This is a genomic window from Desulforamulus putei DSM 12395, from assembly GCF_900129195.1.
GTDB classification, from domain to species: domain Bacteria; phylum Bacillota; class Desulfotomaculia; order Desulfotomaculales; family Desulfotomaculaceae; genus Desulfotomaculum; species Desulfotomaculum putei.
Genome location: NZ_FQUY01000012.1, coordinates 1 through 19,577, shown reverse-complemented (window position 1 = coordinate 19,577; position 19,577 = coordinate 1). Strand labels below are relative to the sequence as shown.

Genomic DNA, 19,577 nt, shown 5'->3' with positions numbered 1-19,577 from the left:
AGTTTCCGCCCTGCCGGGCCGGAATCTCTCTGTTTTTTACGCTAATATTCATATTTTTGTAACTTTATGTTGGTGTTTTTTAAATCTTGCAGGTTTATAATTAAAGCAGTTGCAGGCATCCGTAGAGCGCTTTAAAATATAAGACAATTTACAAGGTGAGGACCACCTGATGGACCTGCCCGTCGTCGCACAATGCAACGTAAGGCCCCTCTTGCTCCCTAAGGGCAACTTGCCGTCCGTCAACCTCCAACGCGGTGGCGCCGCTTGACTTGCCCGACGGGTTTTTCACCGAAATTAGGTAGCGGGCGCTGCCAAAACGGTAGCTGACGGAGAACTCCGGCCATTCACCAGGGATGCACGGGCAAATGTACAGCCGTTTGCCACGGCGGCGCAGGCCGAGGATCCACTCAAGTCCTGCCTGATACATCCATCCCGCAGCGCCAGTGTACCACGTCCAGCCGGCCCGTCCCCGGTGGGGCTCCGCCGTGTAAACGTCCGCCGCCATGACGTAGGGCTCACCGGCGTACCGCCGCACTTCATTGGGCGTGCGCGTGTGATTCAGAGGATTTAACATATCAAACAACTCAAAGGCCTTCTCTCCGTTGCCCAGTCGGCACCAGGCCACAATGCTCCAGATGACGCCATGGGTATACTGGGCCCCATTCTCTCGAATACCGGGCGGATAGCCCTGAATGTAACCGGGACTGGGCTCCGTACGGTCAAAGGGCGGTGTCAAGAGGCGCGCCACGGAGAGGTCCCTGTCCACCAGTTCACGGTCGAATGACTGCATGGCCTGCTGCGCCTTCTCTGGCGGCGCCGCGCCGGAGATCACCGACCATGACTGGGCGATGGCATCGATACGGCATTCCTCATTGTAAATAGAACCCAGCCATTGCCCGGCGTCGGTGAAAGCCCGCCGGTACCACTGCCCGTCCCAGGCGTGCTCATCAAGGGAGGAGGCCAATTGTTTGCTTACAGCCCGGTAGCGTGCCGCCCGCTCAACATCGCCGCGCTGCCGGCAAAGTTCGGTGAACCGGTGCAGCACTTCACAGAGGAACCAGCCCAGCCACACGCTCTCACCGCGGCCTGCGGCGCCCACACGGCTCATACCGTCGTTCCAGTCGCCGATGCCGATCAGCGGCAGGCCGTGTTCGCCGAAGCGCTGTAAAGCCCTGTCGATGGCGCGCAGGCAGTGCTCGAAAACGGTGCCGCTCCGGTCAGAAATTTGGGTCGGCTCGTACCGTTCATGTTCGCCCTCCCGCAAAGGTTCACTATGCAGAAAGGGCGCCGTCTCGTCCAGGATACTGTGGTCCCCCGTATGCTCCACATACCGCCCGACGGCATAGGGCAGCCAGAGCAGGTCGTCGGAGAAGTGCGTGCGAATGCCCCGCCGGGTCTCTTCATGCCACCAGTGCTGCACGTCGCCTTCCTCGTATTGATGGGCGGCGTGCAGCAAAATTTGCGCCCGGGTAAAGTCGGGACGGGTGTGCAGGAGGGCCAGGGAATCCTGCAGTTGATCCCGAAAGCCGTAGGCGCCTCCCGCCTGGTAAAAAGCGGATCGCGCCCACATTCTGCAGCCCAGGGCCTGGTAAAGCAGCCAGCCGTTCAGCAGGACATCCATCTCCGGCGATGGCGTGGCAACCGACACCTGCTCCAAAACACCCTCCCAGAATTCCCGAACCAGCTGCAAGGCCTGGTCGCAGACAGAGGCCTGGCAGTATTTCTGCGCCAGTTGCACCGCGGCGTCCCGGGAATGTTCGCAACCCAGCAGAATGTAGACGGTTCGCTCAGCTCCCGGCTCCAGTGTGAACTTCGCCTGCACCGCACCGCAAGGGTCATACAGAGGCCCTGTTGTGCCTGACAGGCGCTCCCGTCCCAGGGCAGCGGGACTTTCCGGTGTGCCGTTACGGCCAAGAAATTCGTTGCGGTCGGCCGTCCAGGACAAATCCGCCGCCCCGGCATTTTCTCCGGAAGGTTCCGGCTGCACATAAACGCCTAAAAAAGCATTGGCATCCCGAAAAGCCTCCTGATATCTGTTGCGTGCCAGCATGATGCGGGCAGCTTCATCCCACTCGGTAATGATGAAAGGGGCACTGGCCTGGCGCCGTACACCCAGCACCCATTCGGTGTAATAGGTGGCGGACAGGCGCCGCGTCTCAGCGGTTTTGTTTTGCAACCGCAGTTGCACCACCTTGACCGGGTCCTCCAACGGGACAAAAACGGTCATTTCCTGCTCAATGCCGTGTCTCTCGTGGTGAAAACATGTGAACCCCCGGCCGTGCGTAACGGTGTAAGGCGGATCTGCCTGGGCGGTGGACCGGGTGGCAGACCAGTGCTCGCCGCTCTCTTCGTCCCTCAGATAACACACTTCACCGGGCGGGTCCAGCACCGGATCGTTAGACCACGGGGTCAATTTGCACTCACGGCTGTTGCGCCACCAGGTGTATCCGGTGCCCAGTTCGGAGACAAGGCAGCCGAAGCGCGGGTTGGCCATGACATTAATCCACGGCGCCGGCAGGTGATTGCCGTTTTTGAGCATCATCCGATACTCCCGGCCATCCGGTGAAAATCCTCCCCAACCGTTGAAGAACACCGGCAGGGGCATATTGGCCGGCGCCGGAGCAGCGAACCTGTTTAAGGGCGCTGTGGGCATGAAGGGCGCCGGGCAGGCGGTATGCCGCCGGGGCAGTTTGGTTTGCGCCTGGAAACCGGGGCCGTCTGCCCGCAGGGCAACACGGGCTGTGGCCAACAGCAGTGTCCGGTCCTCCTCCGGCAGCTGATTGTCATTTAGGATAAAGACACCGCCGGGCCCTGCGCCATGCCACTGTATAACCTGTTCCACCGCCCGCCGCAACGCCTCCTGTAAATCCTGCTGGTATCCCCCCGCCGATTCGTTAAGAATGACCAGGTCGAACAGCAACCCCAAGCGGCGTAAATACTCGTGCCCCGTCAGTACTTTCACCACAAAGGGCAGATTGGCGCGGTTTTTGATCCGCACCAGGATCATCGGCATATCGCCGGAAATGCCGTAGGCCCAGAGACCGGACTGCCCCTTTCTGTTGGCAGCAATACTTTTTTGCCGCTCCTGCCGCAGCGGCGGCGTATACAACACCTGGCCGGCAAAGGTTTGCCAGTCCATGGCCTCGGCGGCAGTCATGTGCAGATGCCGGAGTTCGATTTGACTGCGGTTCCAGGCCAGTTGAAAGGTCCGTTCCACCACCAGGTCCCCCGAAAAACGGCTGACAATGTCGATGGCCTCTTCCTTCGTGTCTGCCACAGCAGTGACAGCGTAAAGCTGCACTTGTTCGCCGGGCCGGATGCTCAATCGCCGCCGCATGATCAGGGCGGGGTCAGCCACCGAGCCCACCGTACCGCGCAGGCGGGAACGGATTCCCTGGGGCAAAGAGAGGTTATGGCCCCGGCCAATAAAAGCGGCCCGGTCGGTCTCGTATTCCACCGGTCCAATGCTTTGTCCCATGACCAGCAGCGAATGGGCTACCCATAGCGGTTTCTCGTCTTCCTGGCGGGGTCTTCGCCGGGCCAGCAGGCACCGGGCCTCCTCTGCATACTCGGTATGAATGAATAATTTGCTGAAGGCCGGGTGCGCCTCGTCAGCCATGGGAGGCGCCAGGACCGGCTCCAGAAACGTCGTGATTTCGATAATCCGCTCTTCATCGCCGGCGTTGGTAAGAGTCAACCGGCGGACTTCCGCATGCCATTCCGGAGACACGCATATTTCCAGGCTGGTCTGTATATCCCCGTACACCCGCATAAAGACAGCCCGGTCAAGGGAGAATTGTACCCGTTGTTCAGAAGACGGGACGCGGCAGGGTTGGAAGGTGGGCGACCATACCACATCCCGGGTGACGTCACGGATATACAGGTAACTGCCCCAATTGTCCAGCACCGGGTCCTCTCTCCAACGGGTGACAGCCAGCCCCTGATACCGGCTGAAGCCGCTGCCGCTGTTGGTGACCATGGTCATCAAGGCCCCGTTGGAAAGGATACACACCTCGGGGGTCGGCGTATCCGCAGAGAGGTATTCACGCAGCGCGCCGGTCTCTGCGGGCCCGGCATCCGGCAGGGGCACATAGGCCAAGGCGGGATGTTTAATAATTTTAGGCCGCGCGGGAATACGTTCCTGCAGCAGCAGTTCCACCGCCCGTACCCGCTTGTCACGGTGAAAACGCTCGTATATTTTCTTTGGCAATAGCAAGTTGGCCAGGGCCAGCAGGCTCATCCCCTGATGATGGGCCATAAAACTGCGGATGACCATGCTGGTCCGGTCCTTTGGCAGCCGCTGGGAGGTAAAATCGATGGCTTCGTAGTAGCCGTATTTTCCACGGGCGCCCAGCTCCTCCATTTTGCGCAAGTCCGTCAGCCCCTCGCCCCTGGCAAAGGGTAAAGCAAGGATTGTGGCGTAGGGCGCCACAACCAAATCTTGTTCGAGACCGCGCTTAAATCCGAGGCCGGGCACACCAAAGGCCCTGTATTGATAGTTCATCTGGTAATCAAAGGCGTAGTAGCCGGATTCAGAGATCCCGAAGGGGACCCCCCGCCCACGGGCGTACTGGATTTGCCGGCTGACAACCGCACGGTAAGTGCTGTCCCAGAGGGTATTCCGGTAGGTACGCATAAACAGCCAGGGCATCAAATATTCAAACATTGTCCCGGACCACGACAGCAGGGTGACCCGCCGCCCAACCCTGGTCATTGTCCGCCCCAGTGCATGCCAGTGCGCCACAGGCACGTGACCGAGTGCGATGGCAATAAAGCTTGCCAGCCGGGCCTCTGATGCCAGCAGGTCATAGAGGATCTGATCACGTTCGCGCAGGGCGGCGTGGTAGCCCAGGTTGAACAAGTTCGTCTTTTGATCGTAAAGGGGGCGAAAGTCTGTTTCGTTAATCAGCGCCTCCAGGCGGGCTATCAGCTTTTGCCCCCGTGCCGGCCAATCCTCCCGATACGGCTCGGAGCCCGGCTGCCGGTCCCCCTGGCTGTCCTGCTCCAGCCACTCCGCCAACCCTTCTTTGACCGTCATCAAACAGCCCACCAGGTTGCCGGAATCCACCGTTGACACATACAGGGGAGGCAGTGGTTCGAGGGTCACCGTATCATACCAGTTGTAGAGATGGCCGTTCCATTTGTCCAGGCGCTCAACGGTACTGACGGTGCGTTCCAAACGCTCAATGAAGCCGGGCGTATCGATAAACCCGAAATCCCGGGCGGCCAGCACACAGGCAAGATAAAGCCCGATGTTGGTGGGCGAAGTACGGTGCGCAATGCCGTTGGGCGGGTCCATTTGAAGGTTATCCGGGGGCAGCCAGTGATCTGTTTCCGTAACGTAGTCCTCGAAAAATGCCCAGATCTGTCCCGCCAACCTTCGCAGTTCTGCCTCTTCATCCGCCGTAAGCGGCTGTTCGGCCTGCTGCACAGGCCGGTCCAACCAGCGCACCGCAAGGGGGGCAGCGGCCCATACAGCACAAAGTACCAGGCCTGTCCCCTGCAACGCCGGGCCGCTGCCGGCCGCGGCCAACCCAAAGAGGAACACCAGGGCGTAACCCCCGTACATACCCAGCAGCGCAGGATAGCGCCCGCCCCGGTTGCGTCGTTCAACTTCGGCAGCGCTGACCCATTCCAACAAATGACGTTTGGACACCAGTAACCGATAGAGAGTTCTGGCAATGGCGTCAAGCAGCAGCACGCTTTGAAAGGGCAGCGTCATAAGGGTGACCAGAACTTGACCCACTGTGGCCAGTATGCTGCGCGGTCGCCAAATGGTCCGCCGAAGGGCCGCCAGTTGGCGGAGCAACGGCAAAAACAATGTAGCGAAAACAACGGCAAACCAGCGCCCGGGGGAACCGGGCAGAACGGTAAGGCCAAGCAGCAGGACCGCAAACAACACCGGCGGCAGCAAACTGCGCCGCAGGTTGTCAATCATCTGCCAGCGGCTGAGGGGGGACAAATCAACCGGCAACAGCCTTCCCCGCCGGTCGGGGACCCGGCGCAACAGCCAAGGGAGCAGTTGCCAGTCGCCTCGCACCCAGCGGTGCATTCTCTTTTGATAGGCGCTGAAGGTGGACGGGTGCTCATCTATTAATTCGATGTCCGTCAGCAGACCGGTACGCAAAAAACCTCCTTCCAACAGGTCGTGACTGAGCACCCGGTTTTCCGGAATTCGTTCACACAGGATCCGGGCAAATGAACCAACATCGAAGATACCCTTACCTGTAAATATGCCCTGCCCCAACCCGTCCTGGTACGGGTCGGAGACGGCAAAGGCGTAGGGATCAATACCCGGATCCGCCGACCATAAATATGCAAAGCGCGAACGCAAGGCCGCCCCGTGGCTGATGCCTATACGCGGCTGCAGTACTCCGTATCCTTCGATAACCCGTGTTCCCGCAGGGTTCAACCGCGGCCGGTTGTAGGGCAGATGCAGGGTGCCGATCATCCGCCAAGCGCTTCCCATGGGCAGCTGCGTATCCGCGTCAAGGGTGATGATATAACGGATACGCGGCAGAATGGTTGTATCCCCCACCACCAGGTCATAGGTTGTATCCGTCCGCCCTTTCAGCAGTTCCACAAATTCCACCAGGGCGCCCCGCTTGCGCTCCCAACCCATCCATACGCCCTGGGACGGGTTCCACAACCTGCGGCGCTGAAAAAGGTGGAATGTACTGCCGTCCGGCCGGGCGTACTTGCGGTTTAACTCCTCAATGGCGGCCCGGGCGGCGGCAAGGACGGCAGCATCCTCCGGCAGTCTTTCCGCAGTGGCGTCAACAAGATCACCCAGCAGAGCGAAGTGGAGATTGGCGTGGCGGTTGGCCAGGTAATGCATTTCCAGCCGGTCCGCCAATTCCTGCACCTCTTTGACTGTGGACCAGATGACCGGAATGACCACCATGGTGGCGGCTTCCGGCGGAATGCCGCGGGAGAAATCGTATCTCAACAGCGGCCGCGGCGGCCTGCAGCACTCGATGAGCCAGTGTGCCGCGGTGACGGCCCACTCGCTGGCGGGCAGCGCCAGTGCAAGCAGCACCGGCGCCCACTGAATCCCGGTGATGCCGGCGCCCCTGCCGATCCACAGGGCGAATGCCGCCAGGAAAGCTGCCAACAACCCTATCAGGAGGGTGAAATAGGCGCCGGCGGCCCGGCGCAAAAGTCCTATTTCCGGTAAATGCCGGGGCTTACCGCACATTTGCAGGGCGTGCCGCAGTTTTTTGATACCGTCCGGCTCCAGCAGGTAGTAGGGAGCAAAGGCCCGGCGGGGCAGTTCTGCGGGATCTGCCCCGCTGCCGGCGGCCTCGCCGGCTGCTGCCCACTCTGCGCAGGCCTGCTGGTGTTCTTGCGCCGCCAGCTCGACGGCTTGCTTCGCCACCAGGTTTTCCGGTACACGCAGGCGGCGGGCCAATTGTTCAACGCGCTTCCGCAACAGGTCGCGGCTTGTAAAATCAAGCAGCGGGTAGACCCCCGCGCTCTCTTGCCGCAGCGTTTGCTCTACTATGCAAATCTGCTCGAACCGGTCACGCCAGTCCCAGCGCGAAACTTTGCGCAGGCTGCCAATGAGGTTGCCTGTCGTCACTTGATAGGCGGCCTGCAATTGATACTCGTAGGAGACGATCTGGTCAAGGCTGTCAGGGCCGTTTTCCAGTTTGCACAGCAGCCACTCCTGTACGGTTGCCGAATCCTCCGCCCATTCACGCAGATGCCTGACCAGTTGGACGATGAGCGGCCCGGAGAGCGGCATCTCTTGACCCGCTTCCTCAAGGGCAGCCTTCAGCACATCCGGGCTCACCTTGGACGGCCCGATGCGCGACAGCAACCCTTCCACCAGCGTACACACCTCCCGGCGCTGGCGAACCGTTTCCATGACTTCGGCCAGGCGCCGGATCAAAGCGATACGCAGGACAAGCGGCACCGCCCAGGCCTCGGCAATGGTTAAAACCGATACTTCCTGGTAAAAATTGATGTATGAAACGAAGGAGTCCTCGTCCAGGTTCCCATCCACATGCTCGAGATAATCAGCACAGACAGACAGGATCCTTGCATCGCCGGTCTGGTGCAGAATCGGCAAATCCCGCAGGAAGGCATGAGAAAGCTGTTGCCGGACCGTCAACACCTGGTCTTCGATAAACTCGGCATGATCCAGCAGCCATTCTTCCGCAGGCTGGGAACAACTTGTACTGCTGTCCCGCAGGGAGCGAATAAAGGCGCGTAAATTGCGGACGTCTGCATAAAACTCCCGCCACAGGCGCCTGGCAGGCCGGCGTCTCATGTAAGGTTCGTGTGTCAGCGCCAGTTCATGAGCTTTTTGTCTCAGTTGTTCAGTATTTAGAATCATAGGTTCACCTTGACAAAACAAATTAAATTTTGGAATTTATTGCCATGCAGCACAATAAAAGCGGAAACATTTAAAATATTCCCAAATAAGGTATGAATTATAAATATGATTTGCCCACCCCAGCGACGGCTCAAATCCGCCTGCAAAAAACAACAAGGGCTGCCAATGACAGCCCTGTAATACGGAATTGAAATCTATTTATTAGTCCTAAATTTGAAATAAAAAGTCGTACCCTCTACTCCGGATGCAAAATCAATATCGGCATTATGTCTTTGGGCAATGCCGTTCTTGGTGATAAATACAGGCTTTTTCTTTTTTTATACAAATTTCCCGTATTCATTAAAGAACTAATGTTTTCTACAACTTGCATCTATTTAGGCGACCCAATGGCGATCATCGTCAGCCACATCGTCGGCTGCAGCTTCAAAAGTCTAACCAAAAGCAAAGAGATCCTCACCTTTAACAGCGAGAATCCCTTGCTTTATAAATATCTGGCGGAGAGAGTGGGATTCGAACCCACGAGACCGCTCATCACGGCCTACTCGATTTCGAGTCGAGCGCCTTCGACCAGCTCGGCCATCTCTCCGGATTATTTATTTCTTAATTCACGAAAAAATTTCTGCAGTATTTCCCGGCATTCGTCTTCCAGGATGCCGGAGATCACTTCCACCCGGTGGTTAAAACGTGCTTGATGAACGATATCAAGGATGGAATCAACGGAGCCGGACTTGGCATTGGGAGCGCCGTACACCAAACGCCTGACCCGAAATTGTACAATGGCTCCGGCACACATGGCGCAGGGTTCCACCGTGACGTAAAGTGTGGCGTTGTTTAACCGCCAGTCTCCCAGGCGCTTTGCCGCTTCGCGCATGGCAAGAATCTCGGCGTGGGCGGAGGCGTCGCAGAGACTTTCTCTTAAATCGTGTCCCCGGCCTACGATCTCTCCTTCAACCACCACCACGGCGCCAATGGGCACTTCGCCCCTGGCAGCCGCTTGCCGGGCCTCTGACAGCGCTTCACGCATATAAAAAGCATGTGACAACTGTGAAAACCCCTTAAAATAAAAAAAGTGGTGCGCCCGGGAGGACTCGAACCACCGACACGCGGTTTAGGAAACCGCTGCTCTATCCGCCTGAGCTACGGGCGCATATATATAAAGAAGTTGTTAGCTCCAAATTTTCACTTAGAACTAACAACACTTTTACAGTGGCGTGCCTGAAGGGACTCGAACCCCTAACCTTCTGATCCGTAGTCAGATGCTCTATCCAATTGAGCTACGGGCACGTATTGTGTTACTAAACAGCTGCGATAGAAACAAACTCCGGACCAGTGTGGTCATCCCTGTCGCAAAAACTATTATATAATAAGTTGAAAAGAAAAATCAACTGTAATTATGTGCCGCCTGTTATATTTTTACCCACTCTGACAGCAAGCGTTCCGTTTAAGATCTTCAGAGGATAAAGTGTTTATAAGCATTGAGGTGATGAAAAGCAAAGAACCGTTAGCTTAATACTAACGGTTCATTATATAATGGCGGAGAGCGAGGGATTCGAACCCTCGATACAGGTTTAAGCCCGTATACTCGCTTAGCAGGCGAGCGCCTTCAGCCTACTCGGCCAGCTCTCCGTAGTTCTATCTTACCTGGCGGAGGGAGTGGGATTCGAACCCACGGAACCCGTAAGAGTTCAACGGTTTTCAAGACCGCCTCCTTAAACCGCTCGGACATCCCTCCGAACCCGGAGGTGATTCCTCCCCAACAGCTCGAAACCCCAAGCAAGATAGAGTATAACACAGGCAAAACATGTTGTCAATTTAATTGTTAAGAGTTATTCATAGTTTCACAGGGTAATCTTTTCAATACCGCCCATATATGGTACAAGCACCGGCGGCACCGTGATGCTGCCGTCTGCTTCCTGGTAGTTTTCCAGGATGGCGGATAAGGCCCGTCCCACAGCAATGCCGGAACCGTTTAAGGTGTGTACAAATTCCGGTTTGGCCTTTGGCGCCGGCCGGTACTTTATATTGGCGCGTCTGGCCTGGAAGTCAAGGAAGTTGCTGCAGGAAGATATTTCCTTGTAAGCGTTGTAACTGGGCAGCCATACCTCAATGTCGTAGGTTTTGGCGGAGGAAAAGCCCATGTCGCCGGTGCAGAGCAGGACTACCCGGTAGGGCAGGCCCAGCGCCTGCAGAACCTTTTCGGCATTTTCCGTTAAACGTTCCAGTTCATCAAAGGATTCTTCGGGTTTGCAGAATTTTACCAGTTCCACTTTGTTAAACTGGTGCTGGCGGATTAAGCCCCTGGTATCACGGCCGGCTGCGCCGGCTTCGGCCCGGAAGCAGGCGCTGTAAGCGCAGTGATAAATGGGCAGTTTGTCGCCGGGCAGGATTTCCTCCCGGTACAGGTTGGTCACCGGTACCTCGGCGGTGGGGATCAGGTAATAGTTCAAGCCTTCCAGCTTAAACATATCCTCGGCAAATTTGGGCAGCTGGCCGGTGCCCACCATGCTGTCGGTATTTACAATGAAGGGCGGGAAAACTTCGGTATAGCCGTGTTCCCGGGTATGTAAATCCAGCATAAAGTTGATTAAGGCACGCTCCAAGCGGGCCCCCAGTCCCTTGTAGAAAGAAAACCTGGCCCCGGTCACTTTGCTGCCCCGTTCAAAGTCCAAAATGTTCAGGGCTTCGCCCAGATCCCAGTGGGGCTTGGGCGTAAAGTCAAACTGCCGGGGTTTCCCCCAGCGGCGGACTTCCAGGTTGTCCTGATCATCCTTGCCCACCGGCACGGATTCGTGAGGAATATTAGGAATAGACAGCAGGATTTCTTGCAGTCTTTCCTCAATGGTTCTTATTTCATCATCCATATCCTTAATTTGCTGAGACACCCTGCGCATTTCTTGTTGCTTTTCTTCGGCGTCCTGGCCGGCTTTTTTCAGCTTGCCGATCTCCTGGGAAACGACGTTACGGGTGTTTTTTAATTGCTCCACCACCACCAGTTTCTCACGGCGTTCGGCGTCCAGTTTTAAAAACTCATCCAAAGAAATGTCGGAGCCCCGTTTTCTCAGCCCCTCCAGTACCAGTTCCGGATTGCTGCGTACAAATTTAATATCTAACATCGATATGCCCCCCAAATTTGGCAGGAAATAAAGTTCCCTGGTGTAATATTGCCGAAATCTGCAAAAATTTCCTTCTGTATTATACTACAACCCCACCTCTTTGTAAAACAACGGGCTAATGTTAAAGCTCTAGAAAAAAGTGAAAGGTTAGGATGAGACACTGTTCTGTCTCACCTCTAACCTCTAACCTCTCACTTCTAAATTTACAGGCTGACCATTTTCACTTCCAACACGCCATCGATCTTCGTCATTTCTTCCAGGGCATCCTGGGGAACAATGTTGTCCACCATCATGACCATAATGGCCTTGCCGCCCAGCTCGACGCGTCCCACCTGCATGCCGCCGATGTTGATGTTTTTATCCCCGACGATGGTGCCGACCTTGCCCACGATACCCGGTTTGTCGATGTGCGGCACCACCAGCATGTGCCCGGTGGTGGCGGCGTTGATGCGGAACCCGTCAATATTGACGATCCTCGGGTCATTGCCTTGGAACAGGGTGCCCGCCAGCAGCCTCTTGCCTTTGTCTGTATAGACGTGAACGGTAATCAGATTATGATAGTCTTCGCCGTTTTCTTTGGTGGTTTGGACAACCGTAATACCCCGGTTGCGGGCCACCAGTGTGGCGTTGACAAAGTTAACGTTTTCCTGAAGAATGGGGTCCAGTAACCCCTTCAGTAAAATTGTGGTAATGGGGTTGACATCGTATTTAGCTAACTCGCCGCTGTAAATAACCTCTACCTTTTGGATGCGGCCGTTTAGCATCTGGGCCTGGAAGGTTCCCAGTTTCTCGGCCAGGTCCAGGAAGGGACGGATTTTGGCCAGCAGTTTAGGACTCATGGACGGCATGTTGACGGCATTTTTCACCAGTTCCCCCCGCAGGGCCGCCACAATCTCCTCCGCCACGTCCACCGCCACGTTGATCTGGGCTTCCTGGGTGGAAGCGCCCAAGTGGGGAGTGGCGATAAAGTTTTCCAGCTGCAGCAACGGGCTGTCGGTGCAGGGCTCGGTTTCAAAAACGTCCAAGGCAGCTCCCGCCACTTTGCCCTTTACCATGTATTCATACAGGGCAGCTTCGTCCACAATGCCGCCCCGGGCGCAGTTGATGATACGGACGCCGTCTTTCATTTGTTCAAAGGCTTCTTTGTTGATCATGTGATAGGTTTCTTTGGTTTTGGGCATGTGAACAGTGATGAAATCTGCCCGCTTGAAAAGTTCTTGCAGAGTCACAATTTCGACGGCCATCTTTCTGGCATGATCTTCGGAAATATAGGGATCGTAGGCGATGATATGCATTTCCATGGCCTGTGCCCGCTTGGCCACGGCGGAACCGATCCGGCCAAGACCGATAATCCCCAGGGTTTTGCCCCTTAACTCTACACCCAGGAAGGCCTTTTTATCCCAGCAGCCGTTCTTGAGCTTGCAGCAGGCCGCAGGCACCTTGCGGGCCAGGGCCAGCATCATGGCCATGGTGTGCTCGGCGGCGGCAATGGTGTTGCCGTCCGGGGCGTTCACTACCACAATACCCTTGTTGGTGGCGGCGTTGCGGTCGATGTTATCCACCCCCACACCGGCCCGGCCGATAACTTTTAATTTATGGGCTGCCTCAATCACCCTGGCGGTCACCTTGGTGGCGCTGCGGACGATTAACGCATCGTACTGGCCAATCACTTCCACCAGTTGATCTTCAGTCATTTTTTCCCCGATCACCACTTCAATATCCGGTTGCTGGCGTAAAGGCGCCAGTCCCTGTTCCGATACTCCGTCCATTACCAAAACTTTCATCATGCGTGCTCTCCTCCTACAAATACCATTTGAGCTTCTCTGACACCGGCGCCCAATTCCGCCTTATATCCACATTTGCCCAGGGCCATTTCCAGGGCGGCGATGGCAATGATCACATCCATTTTATCGGCATAACCCATGTGGGCGATGCGGAAAATCTTGCCCTTCATGATGTCCTGGCCACCGGCAAAGGCTACGCCGTAGTCTCTCAACAGCACCTTGCGCAGGGTATCGGCATCCACCACCATGGGGGACTGCACCGCGGTGACGGCCTGGGATGCACATTCATCCGGGGCCAGCAGCTCCAGCCCCAGGCCCTGCACGGCGGCCCGGGTGGCTTTGGCCAGCAGTTTGTGGCGGGCAAAAACGTTATCCAAACCCTCTTCCAGGATCATGTCCAGGGCGGCTTCCAGGCCGTAAACCATGGAAACCGGGGTGGTATAGGCGGTATTCCACTTGGCTATGGATTTGCGGGCCTTTAACAAATCGAAATAATATTTGGGAGAGGTATTTTGTTCTATCTTCCTCCAGGCTTTGTCGCTGACACTGATGAAAGCCAGGCCCGGCGGCAGCATCAAGGCCTTTTGGGAACCGCTGACCACCACATCCACATGCCATTCATCGGTCTTTAAGTCGATGGCAGCCAGGCCGCTAACAGCGTCTACCGCCAGTACCGCATCATACCGGGCCACCAGTTTGCCCAAGCCCTCAATGTCATTTTGCACGCCGGTGGAGGTTTCATTTTGGGTGGCCAGCACCACTTTTATGTCCGGATCGGCATCCAGCTTTTTCTTCACCACATCCAGGTCAATATCATAACCCCAACCGAAATCCACAAAATCTACTTCGCCGCCGTAAATCCTGGCCAGTTCCGCAAAGCGCTCGCCAAACTTACCGCAGGATAAAGCCAGCACCTTATCGCCGGGGTTGACCAGGTTTGCCACAGCGGCCTCCAGAGCACCGGTACCGGAACTGCCCTGGATAAAGACATGGTTTTCGGTCTGGAACACTTTCTTCAGCTTGCCCGTTACCCGTTCCATCACAGCCTGAAACTCGGCGCTGCGGTGCCCGATGATGGGCCGTGACATGGCCTCAGCCACCCGGGGGGGAATGGGTGTAGGTCCCGGAATTAAGAGATACTTTTTGTCCTGCATCATGAACAATCCCTCCAGTAAAATGTTTCTTACCCGCCGGGGGGGAAATATAAAAAACCTCCCGCCCCTAACGGATGATCAGTCCATTAGGGACGAGAGGTTATTCTCCCGCGTTGCCACCCTTGTTGGCCAGAAAAAATTCTGACCCACTCATTTGTTATAACGGGTGTCTTCCCGTATCCACCTACTGTGCAGCTCTTATGTCTATCTCGCTGTGTTTCGGCGGATCCCCTCCGGGGAGGAATTCACTTAAACCCTCTACCGGTTCGCACCACCCACCGGCTCTCTGAAAGAACAGGTCTAAATTACTTTTCCCCTTCTCAGGGTTTCTCGATGTCCTCTGTCATGTACTTGATTTTACACAGGAGACTTTTGTTTGTCAATAATGGATATGTTAAAAATTTTTAATGGACCTTCTTCTACCCTCCTCTTTACGGCCCCCTGTTATTTGCCTTCGGCAGTGAACTTAAAATGATGGCCATACTGATGGCTGTCCCAATTTTAAAGGCATCGTAGGTTTTCTCTGCTTTTTTGTAGTAGGCATCAAACCTTTCCTTAATTTTGTTGCCCGCGGGTAATATGACTGCATTTACGTTTTCAACGGCATTTTGAAAATTCTGCACCATCTGTAATCTGTTCTCTAGCAGGGTGCCAAACAGAAAGGAAAACAGTACCGCCAACGTAATGAGCCACTTACCCGGCTTGTTCAGGTTGACAAACTTCATAGCAGTTCACCTCCTGAACGCCGCCAAGTTAGCGTCAATCTAAGTGTACCATAGTCTATTAAATTCCATATAATTCCATTTTAATCCTGTTTATGCCAGTAAAACTTGTCTGGTTCAATAACAGGATAATTTATTGGTCTTGCATTGATTTCCATTTATTTCCTTCCTGTTTCTTCGTACAAGCCCAAAGTGTTGCCGCCCGGGTCTTGGAAAAAAGAATAAAAAAATAAGAGGCCTGTGCCTCTTATTTTTTTACTTAATCATGTTTAAGAAATACCGGTGAAGTCTGATATCATCGGTTAATTCCGGGTGAAAAGCCGCAACCAGGTAATTGTCCTGGCGGGCCAGCACGATTTTATCATCAAATGTGGCCATCACCCGAACATTGTTCCCCGTACTTTTAATATAAGGCGCCCGGATAAAGACAGCCCGCAGTGGTTCCTCTCCCAGGTCCGGTACCATGAGATCGGTCTCAAAACTTTCCACCTGTCTGCCGAAGGCATTTCTCTCCACTTCGATATCCATTAAACTCAAACGGGGCTGGTCAGAACCTGCAATTTCTTTGGCCAGCATGATCAGCCCGGCACAGGTGCCGAAGATGGGCACCCCCCGCCGCCCTAATTCCCTGATGGGTTCAAACAAATCAAACCGGTGCATTAGTTTCCCCATGGTGGTGCTTTCCCCGCCGGGAATAATCAAACCCTGAATACCATCTAATTGTTCCGGTTTACGGACTTGAATACTTTCTACACCACAGGCAGCCAGTGATTTCTGGTGTTCGATAAAGGCTCCCTGTAATGCCAATACCCCTATAACCATTTTATCCCCCTACCATCCTCTTTCTTGCATGCGGTGCTCAGCGGCAATGGTAGCAATTTCAATGCCTGGCATGGCTTCTCCAAGGTCCTTGGAAATCTCCGCTAAAATTTTGGGGTCATTGAAGTGGGTGGTGGCGGCAACAATGGCTTTGGCCCGGGCGACGGGATCTTTGGATTTAAAAATACCGGAACCCACAAAGATGCCGTCGCAGCCAAGCTGCATCATCAATGCAGCATCTGCCGGGGTGGCGATGCCGCCGGCTGCAAAGTTAACCACCGGCAGCCGTCCCAATTCATGAACCTGCACCACCAGATCATAGGGAGCGCCCATTTCTTTGGCGGCCGTCATCAATTCGTCCTTGGGCATATGCTGTACCATGCGAATTTCGCTCATAACCTGTCTCATGTGGCGTACGGCCTCTACCACATTGCCGGTGCCGGGTTCTCCTTTGGTACGGATCATGGCAGCGCCTTCGCCGATGCGGCGCAGGGCTTCCCCAAGGTTTCTGGCGCCACATACAAAGGGTACCTTAAATTCATGTTTATTGATATGAAATACCTCATCCGCGGGTGTCAGTACTTCACTTTCATCAATATAATCTACACCCAGAGCCTCTAAAATTTGAGCTTCGACAAAATGACCGATACGCGCCTTGGCCATCACCGGAATGGTGACGGCGTCCATAATGCGCAAAATAACATTGGGATCTGCCATTCTGGCTACGCCGCCGGCAGCCCGAATGTCCGCAGGAACCCTTTCCAGCGCCATCACTGCGCAGGCGCCGGCCTCTTCAGCAATCTTCGCCTGCTCAGGTGTAGTAACATCCATTATAACGCCGCCCTTGAGCATTTCTGCCAGGCCTTTCTTAACGGTCCATGTTCCCTTTTCAGCCACGTTATTTCCCTCCAAAATCATGTTTTACTCACTGATAATTAATTTTAATTTATTCTACCTCACCTGACAAGTTTTTACTTTAATTCTCTTAAATTTGAAATAATAATGTTTTTTGCGCAAAAAATCCCTCCACCTTAACAGGTTATCTCGGTGGAGGGTTCATTATTCTCACAGATTCTCCTTGCCCGGCTAAAAATGCTTCTTGGTAGTCAGTTAGTAAAAGAGCGGTTAAATCCGGGTCAATAGCTCCTGATTTTACTTGTTTATGTAATATCTTAAGAACCATTTCTTTTTCCATTGGTTTACGGTAGGGCCTTTCTTCGGTGAGGGCCGTAAAAATATCCGCCACCGCCATAATTCTGGCGCCTGTTTTTAGTTCCGCTTCGTCCAACTTAAAGGGATATCCCCTGCCGTTCAGGGTTTCATGGTGGCAAGAGGCGTAATGATTGATGGTTTCAAAACCGTCAATCATATTTAAAATGTGAAAAGTATAATAGGTATGACGCTTCATCACATTAAACTCATCGGCTGTCAGTTTACCAGGTTTATCCAGAATCTGATCCGGGATGTTAAGTTTGCCCAGGTCATGTAATAATCCTGCAACTTTAACAATATTGCAGTGATCCTCTGTAAAACCGGCTTTCCTTGCCAGCAGGTGAGCTACCCTAGCGACTCCTGCGGAATGCCTGTTGGTAAAGGAGCTTTTAAAGTCAATAACCTTTGACATGATCTCTGCAACAGCGGTTACCTCAGGCAAACCCAGCTTTTTAGTGGCCACCGGGCAATGGTGGGCCAGTATGTCTGTCGTGAATTCCGAATGAAGATCCAGCCAAAAACATTCTCTTTCACTGAGATCGTTAAAGGCATCCACCAACTTTGGATCAAAAAATCCCTCGCTCTTTTCATTGATAATTCGGCAGATGTGCTTCTTTTGCTCCAGTATATATATGTCATCCCGTACTAAAACATCAATTCTGTCTGCCAGGTGAATAATCCGGCTCTCCACCGGTATTTGCTCCCCTTTGAGTCCGGACGGGTTTCGCAATCCGTCCCAGCGGTCATGATGGCAAAGAATAATGTCAGCAATAGATCTGAATAAGAGGTGATCCTTAAAGAGTACATATCCTTTTTTGCAGTGTTTTAGCGTTTCCGTGGTAAAATATTCAGTAATCTGACCCTTTTCTTCCCAGGTACTGGAACCGGCATCATGTAAGATAGCGGCAGTAAAAAGCCTTTCTAATTGATGATGATCAAGACCGTATAACTTGCCAATTTGCAAAGCAATCAAGGCAACTCTCTGGTGGTGTCTCATTAATCCATGAGAACCAAAGTCCATGGCAAGGCTCAGTGAACTTAACAATTTAAAGTAATTGGTGATAAACTGTTCCATAAACGACTCCTGTGGAATATTTTGGTCTTCATTAAATTCAACCAATTGATGCCCAATACCTGCCTTTAACAAATACTATCCCAACACTTGCTAAAAGATTTTTTCCGAAAGCGAAATAATAATTTCCAGCGCGATTAAGATAATGATCATCCATTCAAGTTTAGTACCCCTATTGGCGTGGGCCAGAATGGTAAAGACCTCAGTGATATCCATAATATTTTCCGTTTTATGTCTCAGATTCTCGTACCTTTCCTGTATATCAAAAAGATCTGTCAATTTGAGAAACAAATCCTCCGCACCTTCCCGATACCAGGTGATATCGGGCTTATCCAGGACCATAACATAGGAGATAGTATTGTACTTATAGCGAAGGATCTTGGACGATAACTTGGCCAGTCTGTTATCATTAATGTTTAGTTTACCTTTATCAAGATATTCAATGATCCTTTCAATTTCATCGGAAACCCTTTCTACATCATCTTCAATACGATCTAACGCAACGGATCTGGCCAGGACAATGGCAATGATTTGCGGGTAGTAATCCAGTAATTTGGGAGCGATCATGTAATTGTTATGGACTTCCAGTTCCCGGTCGCTTTTAATATCCAGACGGTAGGAATCAGAGTACTCTAAATGATTGACGTTTTGGCATAAAGCAGATTCAATTTTACAAAGGTAATTGTATAGGTCTGATAAATCATACCGGGTTGCATTAACGGCCACCAGACAGCCAAAATGAAACATGTAGACCGTCTTGTGGAAATGGTTCTCCAGAATTCCCTTTAAATCCTTGTCTTGAAGAATCAGAATTTCTTCCCACTTAAATTTTTTTTCAATTCCAAAATGCCTGGCAATCAGATTTAAATTTAATTCCTGAGCCACCGAAACCGCCAAAAATTCCATTGATTGCATGAACAATCCCCTTCGCAAAAACATTCCCTTATTATATTTACCATCTATTGCAAGAAAAACACAACACCCGCAATCCATTGACTGCGGGTGCTAAAAATTACTCTGGCAGCGACCTACTCTCCCAGGGGCGTGAGCCCCAAGTACCATCGGCCCTGGAGGGCTTAACTGCTGTGTTCGGGATGGGAACAGGTGTACCCCCTCCGGTATCGCCACCAGAAATTTTATGCTTTTGGGTAATTCTTTGGGGTCGGCCTTTGGCCATTAGCCGTTGGCCGTTGGCTTTTTGGTCTTCCCTTTAGCAAACTTTTTGTGTTCCCTCAAAACTGAACAGCTTTAAGTAACATCGTCGTATATATTTTAACCGTGCTGACAGCGGATGGCTGACAGCTGACGGCTGCTCCAGGTCAAGACCTCGATCGATTAGTACCAGTCGGCTCAACACATT

10 protein-coding genes, 5 tRNA genes, 1 rRNA gene and 1 other annotated feature are annotated in these 19,577 nt (G+C 53.4%); all 16 genes read right to left on the bottom strand.

Annotated elements, in window-relative coordinates; all coding sequences use genetic code 11:
- Nucleotides 1-148: 148 nt before the first annotated feature.
- A complete protein-coding gene (locus tag BUB67_RS09015) occupies nt 149-8,341 on the bottom strand; it encodes a glycoside hydrolase family 94 protein (protein WP_073239002.1) in 8,193 nt (2,730 codons plus the stop codon).
- Nucleotides 8,342-8,833: 492 nt separating this feature from the next.
- Nucleotides 8,834-8,927 (bottom strand) — tRNA-Ser (locus BUB67_RS09010).
- A gap of 3 nt (nt 8,928-8,930) precedes the next feature.
- Entirely contained in the window at nt 8,931-9,383 is a 453-nt protein-coding gene (gene tadA / locus BUB67_RS09005; RefSeq protein ID WP_207647627.1) for a tRNA adenosine(34) deaminase TadA, read from the bottom strand.
- A gap of 28 nt (nt 9,384-9,411) precedes the next feature.
- Nucleotides 9,412-9,488: transfer RNA gene (locus BUB67_RS09000), tRNA-Arg, on the bottom strand.
- 60 nt (nt 9,489-9,548) lie between these two features.
- Nucleotides 9,549-9,625 (bottom strand) — tRNA-Arg (locus BUB67_RS08995).
- Between the two features lie 247 nt (nt 9,626-9,872).
- Nucleotides 9,873-9,967, bottom strand: a tRNA-Ser gene (locus tag BUB67_RS08990).
- A 16-nt stretch (nt 9,968-9,983) separates the two neighbouring features.
- A tRNA-Ser gene (locus tag BUB67_RS08985) sits at nt 9,984-10,073 on the bottom strand.
- A 106-nt stretch (nt 10,074-10,179) separates the two neighbouring features.
- Nucleotides 10,180-11,454 carry a serine--tRNA ligase gene (gene serS, locus BUB67_RS08980; RefSeq protein WP_073239000.1) on the bottom strand — a complete coding sequence of 425 codons (1,275 nt, stop codon included), beginning with the start codon at nt 11,452-11,454 and terminating at the stop codon, nt 10,180-10,182.
- 203 nt (nt 11,455-11,657) lie between these two features.
- A complete protein-coding gene (gene serA / locus BUB67_RS08975; protein WP_073238998.1) occupies nt 11,658-13,241 on the bottom strand; it encodes a phosphoglycerate dehydrogenase in 1,584 nt (527 codons plus the stop codon).
- Nucleotides 13,238-14,395, bottom strand: a complete 1,158-nt coding sequence (locus tag BUB67_RS08970; protein ID WP_073238996.1) for a pyridoxal-phosphate-dependent aminotransferase family protein — start codon at nt 14,393-14,395, stop codon at nt 13,238-13,240. Before BUB67_RS08970 ends, serA begins: the two co-directional genes overlap by 4 nt.
- Nucleotides 14,396-14,477: 82 nt before the next feature.
- Nucleotides 14,478-14,723: a binding site (T-box leader), on the bottom strand.
- Nucleotides 14,724-14,823: 100 nt separating this feature from the next.
- The gene (locus BUB67_RS08965; protein WP_073238994.1) at nt 14,824-15,117 is read right to left on the bottom strand and encodes a hypothetical protein; all 294 of its coding nucleotides are present in this window, start codon (nt 15,115-15,117) and stop codon (nt 14,824-14,826) included.
- Between the two features lie 252 nt (nt 15,118-15,369).
- Nucleotides 15,370-15,936, bottom strand: a complete 567-nt coding sequence (gene pdxT, locus BUB67_RS08960) for a pyridoxal 5'-phosphate synthase glutaminase subunit PdxT (RefSeq protein ID WP_073238992.1) — start codon at nt 15,934-15,936, stop codon at nt 15,370-15,372.
- A 9-nt stretch (nt 15,937-15,945) separates the two neighbouring features.
- Nucleotides 15,946-16,830 carry a pyridoxal 5'-phosphate synthase lyase subunit PdxS gene (gene pdxS / locus BUB67_RS08955; RefSeq protein ID WP_073238989.1) on the bottom strand — a complete coding sequence of 295 codons (885 nt, stop codon included), beginning with the start codon at nt 16,828-16,830 and terminating at the stop codon, nt 15,946-15,948.
- 142 nt (nt 16,831-16,972) lie between these two features.
- The gene (locus BUB67_RS08950) at nt 16,973-18,220 is read right to left on the bottom strand and encodes an HD-GYP domain-containing protein (protein WP_073238986.1); all 1,248 of its coding nucleotides are present in this window, start codon (nt 18,218-18,220) and stop codon (nt 16,973-16,975) included.
- A gap of 90 nt (nt 18,221-18,310) precedes the next feature.
- Entirely contained in the window at nt 18,311-19,132 is an 822-nt protein-coding gene (locus BUB67_RS08945; RefSeq protein ID WP_073238983.1) for an RMD1 family protein, read from the bottom strand.
- Nucleotides 19,133-19,232: 100 nt separating this feature from the next.
- A 5S ribosomal RNA gene (gene rrf / locus BUB67_RS08940) occupies nt 19,233-19,349 on the bottom strand.
- Between the last annotated feature and the right edge of the window lie 228 nt (nt 19,350-19,577).

Coding starts and splice junctions, on each gene's coding strand:
- BUB67_RS09015 (WP_073239002.1), bottom strand. CDS start 8,341: ATGATTCTAAATACTGAACAACTGAGACAAAAAGCTCATGAACTGGCG.
- serS (WP_073239000.1), bottom strand. CDS start 11,454: ATGTTAGATATTAAATTTGTACGCAGCAATCCGGAACTGGTACTGGAG.
- serA (WP_073238998.1), bottom strand. CDS start 13,241: ATGATGAAAGTTTTGGTAATGGACGGAGTATCGGAACAGGGACTGGCG.
- BUB67_RS08970 (WP_073238996.1), bottom strand. CDS start 14,395: ATGATGCAGGACAAAAAGTATCTCTTAATTCCGGGACCTACACCCATT.
- BUB67_RS08965 (WP_073238994.1), bottom strand. CDS start 15,117: ATGAAGTTTGTCAACCTGAACAAGCCGGGTAAGTGGCTCATTACGTTG.
- pdxT (WP_073238992.1), bottom strand. CDS start 15,936: ATGGTTATAGGGGTATTGGCATTACAGGGAGCCTTTATCGAACACCAG.
- BUB67_RS08950 (WP_073238986.1), bottom strand. CDS start 18,220: ATGGAACAGTTTATCACCAATTACTTTAAATTGTTAAGTTCACTGAGC.
- BUB67_RS08945 (WP_073238983.1), bottom strand. CDS start 19,132: ATGCAATCAATGGAATTTTTGGCGGTTTCGGTGGCTCAGGAATTAAAT.